This is a genomic window from Actinocatenispora rupis (assembly GCF_016861975.1).
Classification (GTDB): Bacteria; Actinomycetota; Actinomycetes; order Mycobacteriales; family Micromonosporaceae; genus Actinocatenispora; species Actinocatenispora rupis.
Window position 1 is genome coordinate 277331 of the sequence record NZ_BOMB01000010.1, and the last position, 14908, is coordinate 292238.

Consider the following 14908-nt stretch of genomic DNA (forward strand, 5'->3'; position numbering starts at 1 on the left):
CGCGGGCGGCCCGGGGGACCGCCCGCGGGAGGCGGGTCACGCCGAGAAGCTGCCGGAGCCGGCCGCCACGTGCGAGCCGTACCCGGGGTTCACGGTCAGGGACGGCGTCACGCAGAACGGGTCCGCGTACACGTGCACCGGGCTGTCGGTCTGGTTGGTCAGGACGTGCGCGGCGATCGGCAGCTTGTAACAGCCGCTCGGGTTCACGTACGTGTCGAGCGGTGTCAGCTCGCTGCTGAACACGGTGACCTGACCCTGCGCGGCGGACGCCGGCGCACTGACGCCGATCGTGAGTACCGCGGCGGCGGCTGCGGTGGCGGCGATCGCGACGATGCGTCGCATGTGACCTCCTCTGTCGAAGGGGCCGGGGAGCCCGCGCTCCCCGACAGTCACGAATAGTAGTTGTCGAACTACAGATGGTCATCGATGTTCGGGAGACCCGGATCAGGTCGACGCGGACAGCAGGCGCAGCGCCGAGGTCAGGTCCGTCGGCCGCAGGTGCGTCGCCGGCCCGAACGGGTACTGGAGCTGGAAGCACGCGTACAGCAGCAGGGTGACCGTTCCGACCAGGGACACCACCATCACCAGGTGGGCGACCCGGTTCGGCACCCCGAACAGGTACGCCAGCGCGACGGTCAGCACCCCGCCGGCCACCAGGACGAACCACATCATCCCGGAGAGGTTCTGCCGGGCCAGGGTGAGCCGCTGCTGCCGACCCTGGAGTACGTCGCCGATGCCGGCGGACAGGTCGCCGGCCTGCGTGTCGCCGAGATCGCCGGGCGGCTGCGCGGCGTGCGCCAGCTGGTTCAGGAGCCGTTGCCCCGCCGGGCCCACCGGGCGACCCGCAGCCATCGCCGGCCACTCCTGGTCCCGCACCACCGTCCCGTACCGCTGCGCGAGCGTGCGTACCTGGGCGGCGCGGTCGGCCGGCAGTGCGGCGGCGGCCCAGTGCAGCCGGACGAGACCGTTGGCCTCCTGCGCGGCGGCGTCCCGGGCGTTGCCGACGTTCTCCCACTGCGCGGTGACCACGAACCCCACGACGATCGCGTACAGCACGCCGACGATGGCGAACATCAGGCCGTTGACGTCGTTGTTGGACTCGCGTCGCTCGTGCTCGCCGAACCGGAACACCAGCAGCAGGATGACGGCGGCGACCACGCAGGCGCCGCCGATGATGAGGGCCCCGTGGACGTAGACCGACATGACTACCCTTCGTATAGATGATCGACACTTAGGGTAGCTTGTCGAGAGTCGTCGACCGGTAGGGATCGCCCATGCGCCTGCTCGCCGCCCTCGCCGCCGCCGCACTCGGCGGGATTCTCGCCGCAGCACCCGCCACCGCCCCCGCCGCACCACCGGCCACGGGCCGCCCCGGCGACCTGCTCACCGTCTGGAACCGCGCCACCGGCGCCCCCAGCACCCTCCTCCGGTACTCCCCGGCCACGCGCCGCCTCCGCGTCGTGCGGACCCTCGCGTACACGGTCAACGCGCTCGGGTACGACCGGGCGAGCGGGCGGGCGATCGGCGTCGCCACCCGCCGGTACGGGCGCGGCATCGGCGACGGCGGGCACCTGCTCGCCCTCGGCGCCGGCGGTACGGTGCGGGATCTCGGTGCGGTACCGGGGATGCGGCCACCGCTCGCCGCGTCGTACGCCGCGGACGTGGTCGACGGGCGGCTGCTGCTGCTCGACCGCGGCCGGCTCGACGTCGTCGCCCTGCGCCCGGCGCCGCACCTGACCCGCACCGTACGGCTGGGGCGGCTGCCGTGGCTCGGCGACTGGGCCGCAAACCCCACCGACCACCTGCTGTACGGGCTCGGCGCGGTCCGCGGCGGCACCGCCCTCGTCCGCGTCGACCCGCGTACCGGTGCGGTCCGCGTCGGCCCCGCCCGTCGACTGCCCGGCACCGGATCGTTCGGCGCCGTCGCCATCGACGACACCGGCCATCTGTACGCCTGGCGGCACGGTCCACGCCACCCCGGCGTGTTGCTGCGGATTCCGTTGCGGCACAAGGGATCCGTGGCCAGGTTGGCGACCGCGCCGGAGCTGGCCGGCAGCGACGCCGCCTGGTGTCCGGCCCGCCCCACCAGCCCGTCGCCGTCGCCCTCCGTCTCCGCGTCGGTGTCGCCGTCGCCCTCCCCGTCGCCGCCGTCCTCCCCGTCGCCTTCGCGCTCGCCGTCGTCCGCGCCGTCCGCCCGGCCGGTGTCGCCGTCGGGGAGCCCGTCGCCGACGGTAGGGGTGCCGCCGGTCCGGCCGCCGCGGTCGGCGGGTCCGGCGCCGGGCGGTGCGCCGCCGGTACGGCCGGGTGGGCCGGCGCCACCGCCGCTGCGGGCCGCGACCGCGCCGCGCCCGCCACCGCCACCGGCCCGCGGCGGACCCGTACCGCGGGGTGCGCCGCCGGCACCGGCCACGCCGCGGCCACCCCGCCCCGTACCGCCGGCATCGCGTCGGGCCGGGCACGCCGCGGCCGTACCGGAACGGTGGTCCACCCGTACGCTCACCACGGCGCAGCGCCGCTGGTTGATCACCAGCATGTCCCTGCTCACCCTCGCCGGTGTGCTCGCCGCCCGCATCGCCCGCCGCGTACGGTCCGGCCGCGCCGGCCGCTGAGCCCGACCGGGAGTCACCGGCGTGGCTCGTCGTACGTGCGATGGTCCCTGATTCCGGCCGCGTGCCCCGGTACTTCCGGTCGTGCCGTGGCTGCGCCCGGCCCCGGGCGGGCGTACTGGCGGGTCAGGAGAGGAAGGTGAGGACGCGTTGCCAGGCGTCGGCGCAGGCGGCGGTGTGGTCGCGCTGGTACAGGTCGAAGAAGCCGTGCGGCGCCCCCGGGTACGTGACGGTCTCGTGGTCGACGCCGGCGCCGGTGAGTGCGGCGTCGAAGTCGGCGACCGCGTCGGGTGGGATGCCGTCGTCGGCGCCGCCGAACAGTCCGAGGATCGGGCCGGTCAGCTCGCCGGCGAGGTCGGTCGGTCCGGGGCGGCCGAACAGCGGCACGGTCGCGCCGTAGAAGCCGATGGCGCCGGCGAGGCCGAGCCCGAGCGTACGGCGGGTGGCCGTGAACGCGAACCGTCCGCCGATGCAGAACCCGAGGCAGCACACGGGCGCGCCGGTACCGCGCAGCCGGCGTACCGCGGTGGCGACGTCGCCGTACACGCCGTCGGTGGTGAGGCGCATCAGGTGCGGCATCGGGTCGAAGTCGGCGGGCCGGTCCCGCCGCACCCCGTCGGTCCGGCCGTACGGGTCGACGACGACGGCGGGGTGCCCCTGCTCGGCGAGACGTACCGCGAGGTCGGCGTAGAAGCGGTGCAGGCCGCGGTTGTCGGGCAGGACGACCACGGCGTGTCCGGTGACGTCGTCGGGGCGCGCCTCGTACGCCGCGAAACGGGTGCCGTCGGCGGACGTCAGCACCAGGTCGGCACCGGACGCGCCGGTACGCGGGGGCGTGTCCACGGGTGGACGGGCCGAGTCGTCGTAGCACATGCCGGGGGATCCCCTCGTCGGTCGGGTCGGACGACCGCAACCCTAGATCCCTTGGCACACAAGGGATCCGCATCATACCAGCAAGATCAACGGAAAGACAGCACCGCGCGGCCCGACCCGGCTCGGCCGTTCGTACCACCGCGTCGACCCGACGCGGGCGTACGAGGGGATCAGGGGGTGCGGAGGGCCAGGTAGAGGTCGACGCGGTCGGTGAAGCGGGACAGGTCGCGGCCGGTGAGCCGCTCGATCCGGCCGATCCGGTACCGCAGGGTGTTGACGTGCAGGTGGAGCCGTTCGGCGGTACGGGTCCAGGAGCCGTCGCAGGCGAGGAACACCTCCAGGGTGTACGCGAGTTCGGTGTGGTGGCGGGTGTCGTAGTCGAGCAGCGGGCCGAGCAGCCGCCCGCGGAACGACCGGCGCAGGTCGTCGGGCACGCTGGACAGCAGCAGCGTGTGCGAGGTGAGTTCGCCGGAGTCGGTGACGCGGATCCGGCCCGGCGCCCGGTGTCCGAGCCGGCACAGGTGGCGTGCCTCGTCGGCGGCGGCGGGCAGTCCGGACGCGGCCGCGGCGGTGCTCACGCCGATGCCGAGCCGGCAGCCGCCGATCCCGGCGGACAGGGTGGCCGCGCGGGCGCGCAGGTCGGCGAGGAGCGCGTCGTACCGGTCGAGGGCGACGGGGACGACCGCGACCGCCTCCTCGCCGTGCCGGGTGACGAGCCAGCGGCCGTCGAGCCCGGCGCACAGTTCCCGCAGCACGGGTACGCCCGGCTCGCCGTACGCGACGGCCACGGCGACCGGTTCGTCCGCGTCGAAGCCGGCGACGGCCAGCCGGGACGCCGTCTCCGCCGCGGAGGCCGCCGGCGCGACCAGGTGCTCGCCCTGCCGCGCGGCGACCGCGAGCGCCTCGTCGTACCGGGACCATTCGAGCGCGAGCAGCGTGCACACCTCGGTCACCGCGCCCTTCGCGTACGGCGGGGCGGTGTCGACGTCGCCGCGGAGCGCGAGGCACCAGCCGGCGATGCGCTGCTGCCGGGGCGCCACCGCGATCAGCGTGTACGTGCCGCCGTCGACGCGGACCCGGCGCGGCAGCGCGTCCGCCGACAGGTACGCCCGGGCGAGCCGGGTACGGGTGCCGGCGGGCAGCCCGTCCGCGCCGGCGACGAGCCGCCCGCCGGCGGACAGCAGCCAGCAGTCCATGCCGGTCTCGTCGGACAGCAGCGCGCAGACCGCGCCCGTACCGGCTCCGGCGACGACCAGGGCGTTGAGCGCGTCCCGCCAGCGGGCGGCGCCGGCGTCCGGACCGTCCCCGCCGGCGGACAGTTCGCGGGCGACCCGTTCGGTGACGGCGGCGAACGACACCTCCGCCGGCACCTCCAGGAGTACGACGTCGTGTTTGCGGCAGGCGTCGACCAGGTCGTCCGGTACGCCGGCGAGGTCGCTCCCGCCGTACCCGGCGGCGAGCGCGGCGACGTGCCCGGCGGCGAGCGCCGCCACGAACCGTTCGGAGTCGGCGGGGTCGCGGCGCCACATCATGCCGGTGAGGACCAGCTCGCCGCCGTCCAGGTAGCGCCGCGGGTCGCGCAGGTCCGTCGTGTACACCCAGCGCACCTGCCGGTCCAGCGCGGTGTCCCCGGTCAGCAGGCGAAGCCGGAGATCGGGCATGTCCAGCAGGGTACGAATCCTCAAACGGTGTCCTCCTCGGCGGACCGCCCACCCACGGTAGCCCCCGCACCCTCGTAGGAACGTACGAGCGGCGGGACGCGTCGGACCGCCGCTTTCGGAGCTTCCGTGCCTGGTTCGGTCCGTCCCGCCGGGTTCTACTGGGCGGGTCCGACAGCCACCGGCGTGCGGGGGAGTTTGGGTGACCGACGACGGGGTACGCGCGTTCAACGGTGCGGCCGACGCCCGCGACCGGCTGCGGGTCTGCTGCGCCGCCCCGGGCTGGGCGGACGCGGTCGCCGCCGGCCGGCCGTACGCGGACCGGGTGGCGGTGGTGGGCGCGGCGGACCGGGCCTCGGCGGGTCTGGACTGGCCGGCGGTGGTGGTGGCGCTCGCCGACCATCCACCGATCGGCCGCCCCGGTACGGGTCGTTCCGCGGCGTGGTCGGCGACCGAGCAGTCGGCGGCGGCGGACGGTGACCCGGGGGAGCTGGCCGCCGCGAACGAGGAGTACCGGCGGAGGTTCGGGCACGTGTTCCTGGTGTGCGCGGACGGGTTGGGCGCCGGGGAGGTGTTGGCCGCGTTGCGGGAACGACTCGACAACGACCCGGCGACCGAACGCGCCGTCGTACGGCGGGAGCTGGCGGCGATCGCCCGGCTGCGGCTGGGGCGGCTGCTGGACGAGCTGGCGGTGCGGCGGTGAGCACGCTGTCCACGCACGTCCTCGACGCGGTACGGGGTGGCCCGGCGGCGGGTGTACCGGTGCGGTTGACGGGGCCGCTGGCCGCGCCGGGCGGGCAGGTGGACGAGGCGGGGGTGACGTCCGACGACGGGCGGTGGCGGGCGGCGGCCGAGCTGCCGCCGGGGACGTACCGGCTGGTGTTCGACACGGGGGCGTGGTTCGCGGCGACGGGGACGGACGGGTTCTACCCGGAGGTGGCGGTGACGTTCACGGTGCGCGCCGGGCACCATCACGTGCCGCTGCTGCTCAGCCCCTTCGCGTACTCGACCTACCGAGGGAGCTGACGCATGGCGATCGTCCTGGGCGACAACCGGTACGGCAAGGCCGGGGTGCGGCTGGTGCGGGTGGACCGCGGCGAGGCGTGGCACCGGATCACCGACCTGACGGTCGACGTGGCGCTGTCCGGCGAGCTGACCGCCGTGCACCTGTCCGGCGACAACGCGCACGTGCTGCCCACCGACACCCAGAAGAACACCGTGTACGCCTTCGCCGCGGACGGGGTCGGCGAGGTGGAGGAGTTCGGGCTGCGGCTGGCGCGGCACTTCGTCGCGACGCAGCCGGCGATCGGCCGGGCGGTCGTGACGCTCGCCGAGTACGAGTGGGACCGGATCGAGGGCGCGGACGGGCCGGCGCCGCACTCGTTCAGCCGGTCCGGCCGGTACACCCGGACGGCGCGGGTGGTGCACGACGCGGCCGCCGGTACCGAGGTGGTGTCCGGGTTGCGCGGGCTGACCGTGCTCAACACCACCGACTCGGAGTTCGTCGGGTACGCTGTCGACCGGTACACGACGCTGCCGGAGACGAAGGACCGGATCCTCGCCACGGACATCGACGCCCGCTGGCGGCACCGCGGCACGGACGGCGACTGGGCCGCCTCGTTCGCCGCCGTACGCCGGGCCCTGCTCGCCGCGTTCGCCGGCACGTACTCGCGGTCCCTGCAACAGACCCTTTACGCGATGGGCCGGCAGGTGCTCGCCGAGCGGGACGAGCTGGTCGAGGTGCGGCTGTCGCTGCCGAACCGGCACCACTACCTGGTGGACCTGGCGCCGTTCGGCCGGGACAACCCGAACGCGGTGTTCCTTGCCGGCGACCGGCCGTACGGGCTGGTCGAGGGGACCGTGCGGCGTGACGACGCGCCCGCGGCGCTGGTGGAGCTGTAGGGGGCGGCGGTGGACTTCCTGAGACCGCGCACGCTCGACGAGGCGCTGGCGATGCGCGCCGAGCGGCCCGACGCGGTGCCGATCCGCGGCGGTACGGACGTCATGGTCGAGATGAACTTCGACCGGCGGCGGCCCGGCGCGCTGCTCGATCTCGCCGGGCTGGCCGAGCTGGACACCTGGCACCGCACCGCCGACACGGTACGGCTCGGCGCCGGCGTCTCGTACGCGCGGATCATGGCGGAGCTGGCGGATCCGTTGCCCGGCCTGGCGATGGCGTCGCGGACGGTCGGCTCGCCGCAGATCCGCAACCGCGGCACGGTCGGCGGCAACCTCGGTTCGGCGTCCCCGGCGGGCGACGCGCACCCGCCGCTGCTGACGGCTGGCGCGACGGTCGAGGTGGCCTCCACGCGCGGCACCCGCCTGGTACCGGCGGCGGACTGGTACCTGGGGGTGAAGCGGTCCGCGCTGGCCGCCGACGAACTGATCACCGCGGTGCACGTGCCGGTCGCGGCCGGGCCGCAGCAGTTCGCGAAGGTCGGTACCCGCAACGCGATGGTCATCGCGGTCTGCTCGCTGGCGCTGGAGCTGGCCCCCGCGACCGGCGCGGTACGCGTGGCGATCGGTTCGGCGGCGCCGACCCCGCGCCGTTGCCCGGACGCCGAGGCGTACGCGGGGGCGGAGTTCGCGGACCGTCGACTGTGGACGGTCGGGTCGCCGCTGCCGGCGGTGCTGGTGCAGCGTTTCGGGGAGCTTGTCGCGGCGGCGGCCGACCCGATCGACGACGTGCGCTCGACCGCGGCGTACCGGCGGACGGCGCTGGCGGTGCTGGCGCGGCGGACGCTGACCTGGGCGTGGCGGGAGTTTCGGGACGGGGGACGGCGATGCGCGTGACCATCGAGATCAACGGCACCGAGCGGGTGCTCGACGACGTCTGGGAGGGCGAGAGCCTGCTCTACGCGTTGCGCGAGCGGGCCGGGCTGCCCGGCGCCAAGAACGCCTGCGAGCAGGGCGAGTGCGGCTCGTGCACGGTGTACCTGGACGGCCGGCCGGTGTGCGCGTGCCTGGTCGCGGCCGGGCAGGCGGCCGGCCACGCGGTCCGTACCGTGGAGGGTCTGTCCACTGTGGACGGCGAGCTGGACCGGGTGCAGCGGGCGTTCCTGGCGGCCGGCGCGGTGCAGTGCGGCTTCTGCACACCCGGCCTGATCGTCGCCACGCACGACCTGCTGGCCCGTGTACCGTCGCCGGACGACGCGCAGATCCGCGAGGCGCTGTCCGGCAACCTGTGCCGGTGCACCGGGTACGAGAAGATCCTCGACGCGGTACGGCTGGCCGCCGGGAGCCCGGCGTGACCGGCCGTACGGTGCTCGCCGGCGGGTACGTGGTGACCGTCTCGGGCGACGAGTACCCGGTGGGGCACGTGATCGTGGACGGTGGCCGGATCGCCGCCGTACGGCCGGGTCCGCCGCCCGCCGACGAACCCGGCCGGCGCGTCGACGTCACCGGCTGCCTGGTCACGCCCGGCCTCGTCAACACCCACCACCACCTGTACCAGTGGGCGTACCGGGGGCTCGCGGTGGACGCGACGCTGTTCGAGTGGCTGGTGCAGCTCTACCCGGCGTGGGCGCGGATGGACGCCGACGTGGTGTACGCGGCGGCCACCGCCGGCCTCGCCCGGCTCGCGCTGACCGGCTGCACGCTGTCCACCGACCACCACTACGTCTTCCCGGCCGGCGTCGGGGATCTGTTGTCCGCCACCGTGTCCGCCGCGACCGAGGTGGGGCTGCGGTTCCACCCGACGCGCGGGTCGATGGACCGCGGCGAGTCGGACGGCGGGCTGCCGCCGGACACGATCGTCGAGGACACCGGCAGCGCGCTCGCCGCGACCGCCGCCGCGATCGAGAAGTTCCACGACCCGGCACCCGACGCGATGGTACGGGTCGGCGTCGCGCCGTGCTCGCCGTTCTCCGTCAGTACCGGGCTGTTGCGGGGTGCGGCGGACCTGGCGCGGGAGTACGGGGTGCGGCTGCACACGCATCTCGCCGAGACCCTCGACGAGGAACGCCAGTGCCTCGACGAGCACGGCTGCACGCCGGTGGAGTACCTGGAACGCTTGGGGTGGCTGGGATCCGACGTGTGGCTCGCGCACACCGTGCACCTGTCCGCGGCGAACGTGACGCGGCTGGCGGACACCGGGACCGGGTCCGCGCACTGCCCGAGTTCCAACGGGCGCCTCGGGTCTGGCGTGAGCCCGGTGTGCGAGCTGCTGGCCGCCGGCGTACCGGTCGGGCTGGGGGTGGACGGGCCGGCGTCCAACGAGGACGGCGGGCTCGTGACCGAGCTGCGCCAGGCGGTACTCGCGGCCCGCGGGCGCGGCGGCCCCACCGCCCTCGGCGTACGGGAGGCGCTGCGGATGGCGACGCTCGGCGGTGCCCGGTGCCTCGGCCGGGACACCGAACTGGGGTCGCTGGAGGTCGGCAAGCTCGCCGACATCGCCGTGTGGCGGCTGGACGGGTTGGACCACGGCGACATCGCCGATCCGGTGGCGGCGCTCGTCCTCGGCCCGCCGCCGCCGGTGGACACGCTGCTGGTGGGCGGCCGTCCGGTGGTGTCCGGCGGCACCCTCCGTACGGTGTCCACAGTGGACGCCGGCCGGCGGCTCCGGGTACAGGCGCGGCGGATGCGGGAGGCGGGGCGGTGAGCACCGTGCCGGCGCGTACCGCGCAGGACCTGACGGCGGACGTGGCCGGCGGGATCGGCCACAGCCCGCAGCGACCCGACGGGGTGTTGAAGGTGCGCGGCGAGTTCGCGTACTCCTCGGACCTGTGGGCCGACGACATGCTGTGGGGCGCGACGCTGCGCAGCCCGCACCCCAGCGCCCGGATCCGCGGCGTCGACACCTCCGCCGCGCTCGCCCTGCCCGGCGTGTACGCGGTGCTCACGCACGCCGATATTCCCGGCCCCAGCAAGCACTTCGGCCTCGTCGTCAGCGACCAGCCGGTACTCGCGATCGACGAGGTGCGGTACCAGGGCGAGGCGGTGGCGGTGGTGGCCGCCGACCACCCGGAGACGGCACGCCGTGCGGTGGCGGCGATCCGCGTCGACTACGCGGTACGCGAGCCGGTCACGGACGCCGCCGCGGCCCGCGCCGACGACGCGCCCCGGGTCCACCCGGACGGCAACATCGTCCGGTACGCCCGGATCCGGCGCGGTGACCCCGCGCCCACGGCGGACGTGGTGGTGCGCGGGGAGTACGCGATCGGCATGCAGGACCAGGCGTTCCTCGGGCCGGAGTCGGGGCTGGCGGTGCCCGCCGCGGACGGCGGCGTCGACCTGTACGTGGCGACCCAGTGGCTGCACGCCGACCAGCGCCAGATCGCGCCGTGCCTCGGCCTGCCGCAGGACAAGGTACGGCTGACGCTGGCCGGCGTGGGCGGCGCGTTCGGCGCGCGGGAGGACCTGTCCATGCAGATCCACGCGTGCCTGCTGGCGCTGCGCACCGGACGCCCCGTCAAGTTCGTGTACTCCCGCGAGGAGTCCTTCTTCGGCCACGTGCACCGCCACCCGGCGACCCTGTCGTACGAGACGGGGGCGACGCGGGACGGGAAACTGGTGTACGTCAAGGGATCAGTGGTCCTCGACGGCGGGGCGTACGCGTCGAGCACGCCGGCGGTGGTCGGCAACGCGACGAGCCTCGGCGCCGGCCCGTACGAGGTGCCGAACGTGCACATGGACGTGTGGGGCATGTACACCAACAACCCGCCGTGCGGGGCGATGCGCGGGTTCGGCTCCGTCCAGGCCGCCTTCGGGTACGAGTCGCAGCTGGACAGGCTGGCCGCCGCGCTCGGCCTCGACCCGGTCGAGCTGCGGCTGCGCAACGCGCTGCACCAGGGTTCGACGATGCCGACCGGGCAGGTGGTCGACAGCGCCGCGGCGGTCCGCGAGATCCTCACCGCAGTACGCGACATGCCTGTGCCACCAACGGATCCCGGCACCGATCCGCTCGGGCTGCCCGGCGGCGCCGGCAACACCACGCACGGCGAGGGCGTCCGCCGCGGCATCGGGTACGCCGTCGGCTTCAAGAACGTCGGCTTCTCCGAGGGCTTCGACGACCACTCCACCGCCCGGGTACGCCTGGGCGTGGTCGGCGGCGAGCCGGTGGCGGTCGTACGGACCGCGGCGGTGGAGGTCGGGCAGGGCCACGTCACGGTGCAGCAGCAGATCGCGCGGACCGAACTGGGCGTCGACCGGGTCGTGATCCCGCCCGCCGACACGTCGATGGGCAACGCCGGATCCTCGTCGGCGTCGCGCCAGACGTACCTGACGGGTGGGGCGGTGCGCGCCGCCTGCCGTGCGGTCCGCGACCGGGTACTCGACCGGGCCCGCGCCCGCACCGGCGTACGGGACGGGCTGGACCTGGCCGGTGGCAACGTGGTCGACGCGGGCGGCGCGGTACTCGTACCGCTGGCGGAGCTGCTGGCGGACGGCGAGATCGACGAGACCGCCGTGTACCGGCCGCGGCGTACCGCGCCGATGGATCCGGACACCGGCCGGCAGGACTTCGCGCACCTGCAGTTCGCGTTCTGCGCGCACCGCGCGGTCGTCGACGTGGACACCGAACTCGGCCTGGTCCGGGTGGTGGAGCTGGCCGCCGCGCAGGACGTCGGGAAGGCCGTCAACCCGGGCGCGCTCGTCGGCCAGATCCACGGCGGCAGCGTGCAGGGGATGGGGTTGGCGCTGATGGAGGAGATCCAGGTCGAGGGCGGCATCGTCCGCAACCCGTCGTTCACCGACTACCTGATCCCGACGATCCTCGACACGCCGCCGATGCCCGTCGAGGTACTCGAACTGGCCGACCCGCACGCGCCGTACGGGTTGCGTGGGGTGGCCGAGCCGCCGACGATCTCGGCCGCCCCCGCGGTCGTCGCCGCGATCCGCGCCGCCACCGGCCGCCCGCTCACCCGCATCCCGGTACGCCCGCAGGACATCACCGGCTGAGTCGTACGGTCCGGTACCGCAGCACCCGCCCACTGTCCGATGTGGACGGATCCAGCCACGCGGCGGGACACCCGCCCGGTACGAGGAGGACGCGATGGCCCTGATGTTCCTGAGTGGGGACGGGATGCGCGGCGGCCGGCTGCACGACCAGCTGGGCGGCGCACCGCTGGTCGCCGTCACCCGCACCGCCCCGGCGTACCGGTGCTTCGCCGTGGCGGGGCGGTTTCCGGCGCTGCGGCGGGTCGAGTCGGGCGGCGGCAGCTTCGGCGGCGAGCTGTACGATCTGCCGCTCGCCACGCTCGGCCGCGCCCTGCTCCCCGCCGAACCCGACGACCTCGAACTCGGCGCGGTCGAACTCGTCGACGGCGCGTGGGCGCTCGCCACCGTGCTGCGCCGGGACGTACCGGAGCGGGGGGAGCTGGCGGACATCACCGACCTGGGCGACTGGCACGCGTACCGGGCGGCGCGCCCGTGACCGCGGACCTCGTCGTACGGTCCCGGCGCGCGGTGCTGCCCGACGGCGAGCGCCCCGCCGCCGTGTACGTCCACAGTGGACGGATCGTCGCCGTCGAGGAGTACGCGAGCCGCCGGGGTGCGGACAGCGACGTGGACCTGGCGGACGTGGCGCTGCTGCCCGGCCTGGTCGACACGCACGTGCACGTCGACGAGCCCGGGCGTACCGAGTGGGAGGGGTTCGCGACGGCGACCGCGGCGGCCGCGGCCGGCGGGGTGACCACGCTGGTCGACATGCCGCTCAACAGCATCCCGCCGACCGTGGACGTGCCCGCGCTGCGTACCAAGCGGGCCGCGGCGGACGGCGCCTGCCGGGTCGACGTGGGCTTCTGGGGTGGCGCGGTCCCGGGAAACCTGCCCGAACTGGCCCGGTTGCACGAGGCCGGCGTGTTCGGGTTCAAGTGCTTCCTGTCGCCGTCCGGGGTGGCCGAGTTCGGGCACCTGTCGCCGGCGGAACTGGAGGCCGTCGCGGCCGAGACCGCCCGGCTCGGTGCGCTGCTGATCGTGCACGCCGAGGACCCCGCCGAACTGCGCGAGCCCGCACCGGGCCGCCGGTACGCCGGGTTCCTGGACAGCCGGCCGCCGGCCGCCGAGTACCGGGCGGTGGCACGGCTGGCGGACCTGGCCGAACGGACCGGCGCGCGGATCCACGTCCTGCACGTGTCGTCCGCCGGGGTGGCGCCGCTGATCGCCGGCTCGCCGCTGACCGCCGAGACCTGCCCGCACTACCTGACCCTCGCCGCCGAGACGATCCCGGACGGGCTGACCGCCGCCAAGTGCTGCCCGCCGGTACGTGACGCCGCCAACCGCGAACGGCTCTGGCACCACCTCGCCGCCGGTACGGTCGGCTGCGTGGTGTCCGACCACTCGCCGGCCACCGCGGACCTGAAGGAGAGCGGCGACTTCGCGACGGCCTGGGGCGGCGTCTCCTCGCTCCAGCTCGGCCTGCCGCTCACGTGGACCGGCGCCCGCCGCCGCGGGTACCCGCTGGCTCACGTCGTACGGTGGATGGCGAGCGGGCCCGCCGCGCTGGTCGGCTTGCGTACCAAGGGATCCCTGGCGGTCGGGTGCGACGCGGACCTGGTGGCGTTCGCCCCGGACGAGACGTTCACGGTGGACGTGGCACGGCTGCGGCACCGGCACCCCGTCAGCCCGTACGCGGGGTGGACGCTGACCGGCGTGGTCCGCCGTACCTGGCTGCGCGGTGTCGCGGTGACCGACGAGGGCGCGGCGGCCGGGCGGCTGCTCGCCGGACAGGGGAGTGCCCGATGACCGACCTGGCGTCCGCCGCGCTGCGCGGCACCGTGATCGCCGCCAACGACGACTTCTTCGCCGCCAAGGAGAACCTGATCGAGCCCGCCGCGCCGACCCACGCGGCGCACACGTTCGACGGCCACGGCCAGGTGTACGACGGCTGGGAGACCCGCCGCCGGCGTACCCCCGGCGAGGACTGGGCGGTGGTACGGCTCGGCGCGCCCGGCGTGGTGCGCACCGTCGTCGTCGACACCGCGTACTTCGTCGGCAACTACCCGCCGCGCTGCGCCGTCGACGCCACCGCCGCCGACGGGTACCCGACCGTCGACGAACTGACCGACTGGGTACCGCTGGTCGCGGAGACCCCGCTCGGTGGCGACGCCGTGCACGAGTTCCCGGTCACCGACCCGCACCGCTACACCCACGTACGGCTGCGGATCCGGCCCGACGGGGGCGTCGCGCGGCTGCGCGTGCACGGCGACCCGGTACCCGACCCGCGCGACCTCGCCGGCCCCGTCGACCTCGTCGCCGCCGCGCTCGGCGGGCGGGCGGTCGCCGCCAGTGACGGCTTCTTCGCCCCGCCCGACAACCTTCTGCTGCCCGACCCCGGCCGCACCATGGGCGACGGCTGGGAGACCGCCCGCCGGCGTACCCCGGGCAACGAGTGGGTCGAGTTGGCGCTCGGCGTACCCGGGGTGCCGCGGGTCGCGGAGGTCGACGCGCGCCGTTTCCTCGGCAACGCGCCCGGCGGGATCCGGCTCACCGCAACCGATCCCGCCGGTGTCACGCTGCTCGCCGAGACGCGCCTGCAACCCGACACGTACCACCGGTTCCGGCTCGCCGGCGACCGCGCGGTGCGGCGCGTGCGGCTCGACATCCTGCCCGACGGCGGTCTCGGCCGTCTCCGCCTGTACGGCACGCCCACCGCCGACGCCCGTACGGCCGCCACCCTCCGCTGGTGGAACGCCCTGCCCGCGGCCCACGCCGACGCCGTCCTCGCCCACCACCCCGCCGACGTACGCCAGCGCCTGCGCGCCACCCGCCCGCACTCCGTCGTACCGCCGGAGGTCGCCGCGCTGCGGTGACGCGCGCGGGACCGGTCCCGGC

The 14908-nt window shown here is 75.2% G+C and carries 15 protein-coding genes; 11 read left to right on the forward strand and 4 right to left on the reverse strand.

Annotation, left to right across the window (positions count from 1 at the left end):
- Positions 1 to 36 precede the first annotated feature (36 nt).
- Entirely contained in the window at positions 37 to 342 is a 306-nt protein-coding gene (locus tag Aru02nite_RS09470) for a hypothetical protein (RefSeq protein WP_203656718.1), read from the reverse strand.
- Between the two features lie 102 nt (positions 343 to 444).
- A complete protein-coding gene (locus tag Aru02nite_RS09475; RefSeq protein WP_203656723.1) occupies positions 445 to 1203 on the reverse strand; it encodes a bestrophin-like domain in 759 nt (252 codons plus the stop codon).
- 71 nt (positions 1204 to 1274) lie between these two features.
- On the opposite strand from Aru02nite_RS09475, the gene Aru02nite_RS09480 reads away from it, so the two are divergent.
- Positions 1275 to 2609, forward strand: a complete 1335-nt coding sequence (locus Aru02nite_RS09480; RefSeq protein ID WP_203656724.1) for a DUF6923 family protein — start codon at positions 1275 to 1277, stop codon at positions 2607 to 2609.
- Between the two features lie 123 nt (positions 2610 to 2732).
- On the opposite strand, the gene Aru02nite_RS09485 is transcribed toward Aru02nite_RS09480, so the two are convergent.
- The gene (locus Aru02nite_RS09485) at positions 2733 to 3449 is read right to left on the reverse strand and encodes a dienelactone hydrolase family protein (RefSeq protein ID WP_203656725.1); all 717 of its coding nucleotides are present in this window, start codon (positions 3447 to 3449) and stop codon (positions 2733 to 2735) included.
- Positions 3450 to 3649: 200 nt separating this feature from the next.
- Positions 3650 to 5140 (reverse strand): PucR family transcriptional regulator, encoded by a 1491-nt coding sequence (locus Aru02nite_RS09490; protein ID WP_203656726.1) that lies wholly within the window; start codon positions 5138 to 5140, stop codon positions 3650 to 3652.
- 199 nt (positions 5141 to 5339) lie between these two features.
- Between Aru02nite_RS09490 and Aru02nite_RS09495 the strand changes: the two genes are divergently transcribed.
- The 10 genes from Aru02nite_RS09495 (at position 5340) to alc (ending at position 14886) form a co-directional block, all read left to right on the forward strand.
- On the forward strand, positions 5340 to 5840 hold the full coding sequence (locus tag Aru02nite_RS09495) for a 2-oxo-4-hydroxy-4-carboxy-5-ureidoimidazoline decarboxylase (RefSeq protein WP_203656728.1): 501 nt from the start codon (positions 5340 to 5342) through the stop codon (positions 5838 to 5840).
- Positions 5837 to 6163, forward strand: coding sequence for a hydroxyisourate hydrolase (gene uraH / locus Aru02nite_RS09500; protein WP_239076566.1), 327 nt, complete (start codon positions 5837 to 5839; stop codon positions 6161 to 6163). Before Aru02nite_RS09495 ends, uraH begins: the two co-directional genes overlap by 4 nt.
- Before the next feature lie 3 nt (positions 6164 to 6166).
- Entirely contained in the window at positions 6167 to 7039 is an 873-nt protein-coding gene (pucL, locus tag Aru02nite_RS09505) for a factor-independent urate hydroxylase (protein ID WP_203656730.1), read from the forward strand.
- Between the two features lie 9 nt (positions 7040 to 7048).
- Positions 7049 to 7930 carry an FAD binding domain-containing protein gene (locus tag Aru02nite_RS09510; RefSeq protein ID WP_203656732.1) on the forward strand — a complete coding sequence of 294 codons (882 nt, stop codon included), beginning with the start codon at positions 7049 to 7051 and terminating at the stop codon, positions 7928 to 7930.
- The gene (locus tag Aru02nite_RS09515) at positions 7921 to 8388 is read left to right on the forward strand and encodes a (2Fe-2S)-binding protein (protein WP_203656734.1); all 468 of its coding nucleotides are present in this window, start codon (positions 7921 to 7923) and stop codon (positions 8386 to 8388) included. The genes Aru02nite_RS09510 and Aru02nite_RS09515 overlap by 10 nt, the downstream gene beginning before the upstream one ends.
- Positions 8385 to 9737 (forward strand): 8-oxoguanine deaminase, encoded by a 1353-nt coding sequence (locus Aru02nite_RS09520; RefSeq protein WP_239076568.1) that lies wholly within the window; start codon positions 8385 to 8387, stop codon positions 9735 to 9737. The genes Aru02nite_RS09515 and Aru02nite_RS09520 overlap by 4 nt, the downstream gene beginning before the upstream one ends.
- Positions 9734 to 12034: a xanthine dehydrogenase subunit D gene (gene pucD, locus Aru02nite_RS09525; RefSeq protein ID WP_239076569.1), complete on the forward strand. Its 2301-nt coding sequence runs from the start codon at positions 9734 to 9736 to the stop codon at positions 12032 to 12034. Before Aru02nite_RS09520 ends, pucD begins: the two co-directional genes overlap by 4 nt.
- A gap of 94 nt (positions 12035 to 12128) precedes the next feature.
- Positions 12129 to 12509: an allophanate hydrolase-related protein gene (locus tag Aru02nite_RS09530; RefSeq protein WP_203656736.1), complete on the forward strand. Its 381-nt coding sequence runs from the start codon at positions 12129 to 12131 to the stop codon at positions 12507 to 12509.
- A complete protein-coding gene (allB, locus tag Aru02nite_RS09535) occupies positions 12506 to 13819 on the forward strand; it encodes an allantoinase AllB (protein ID WP_203656738.1) in 1314 nt (437 codons plus the stop codon). The genes Aru02nite_RS09530 and allB overlap by 4 nt, the downstream gene beginning before the upstream one ends.
- On the forward strand, positions 13816 to 14886 hold the full coding sequence (gene alc, locus Aru02nite_RS09540; RefSeq protein ID WP_203656740.1) for an allantoicase: 1071 nt from the start codon (positions 13816 to 13818) through the stop codon (positions 14884 to 14886). The genes allB and alc overlap by 4 nt, the downstream gene beginning before the upstream one ends.
- Positions 14887 to 14908: the final 22 nt, after the last annotated feature.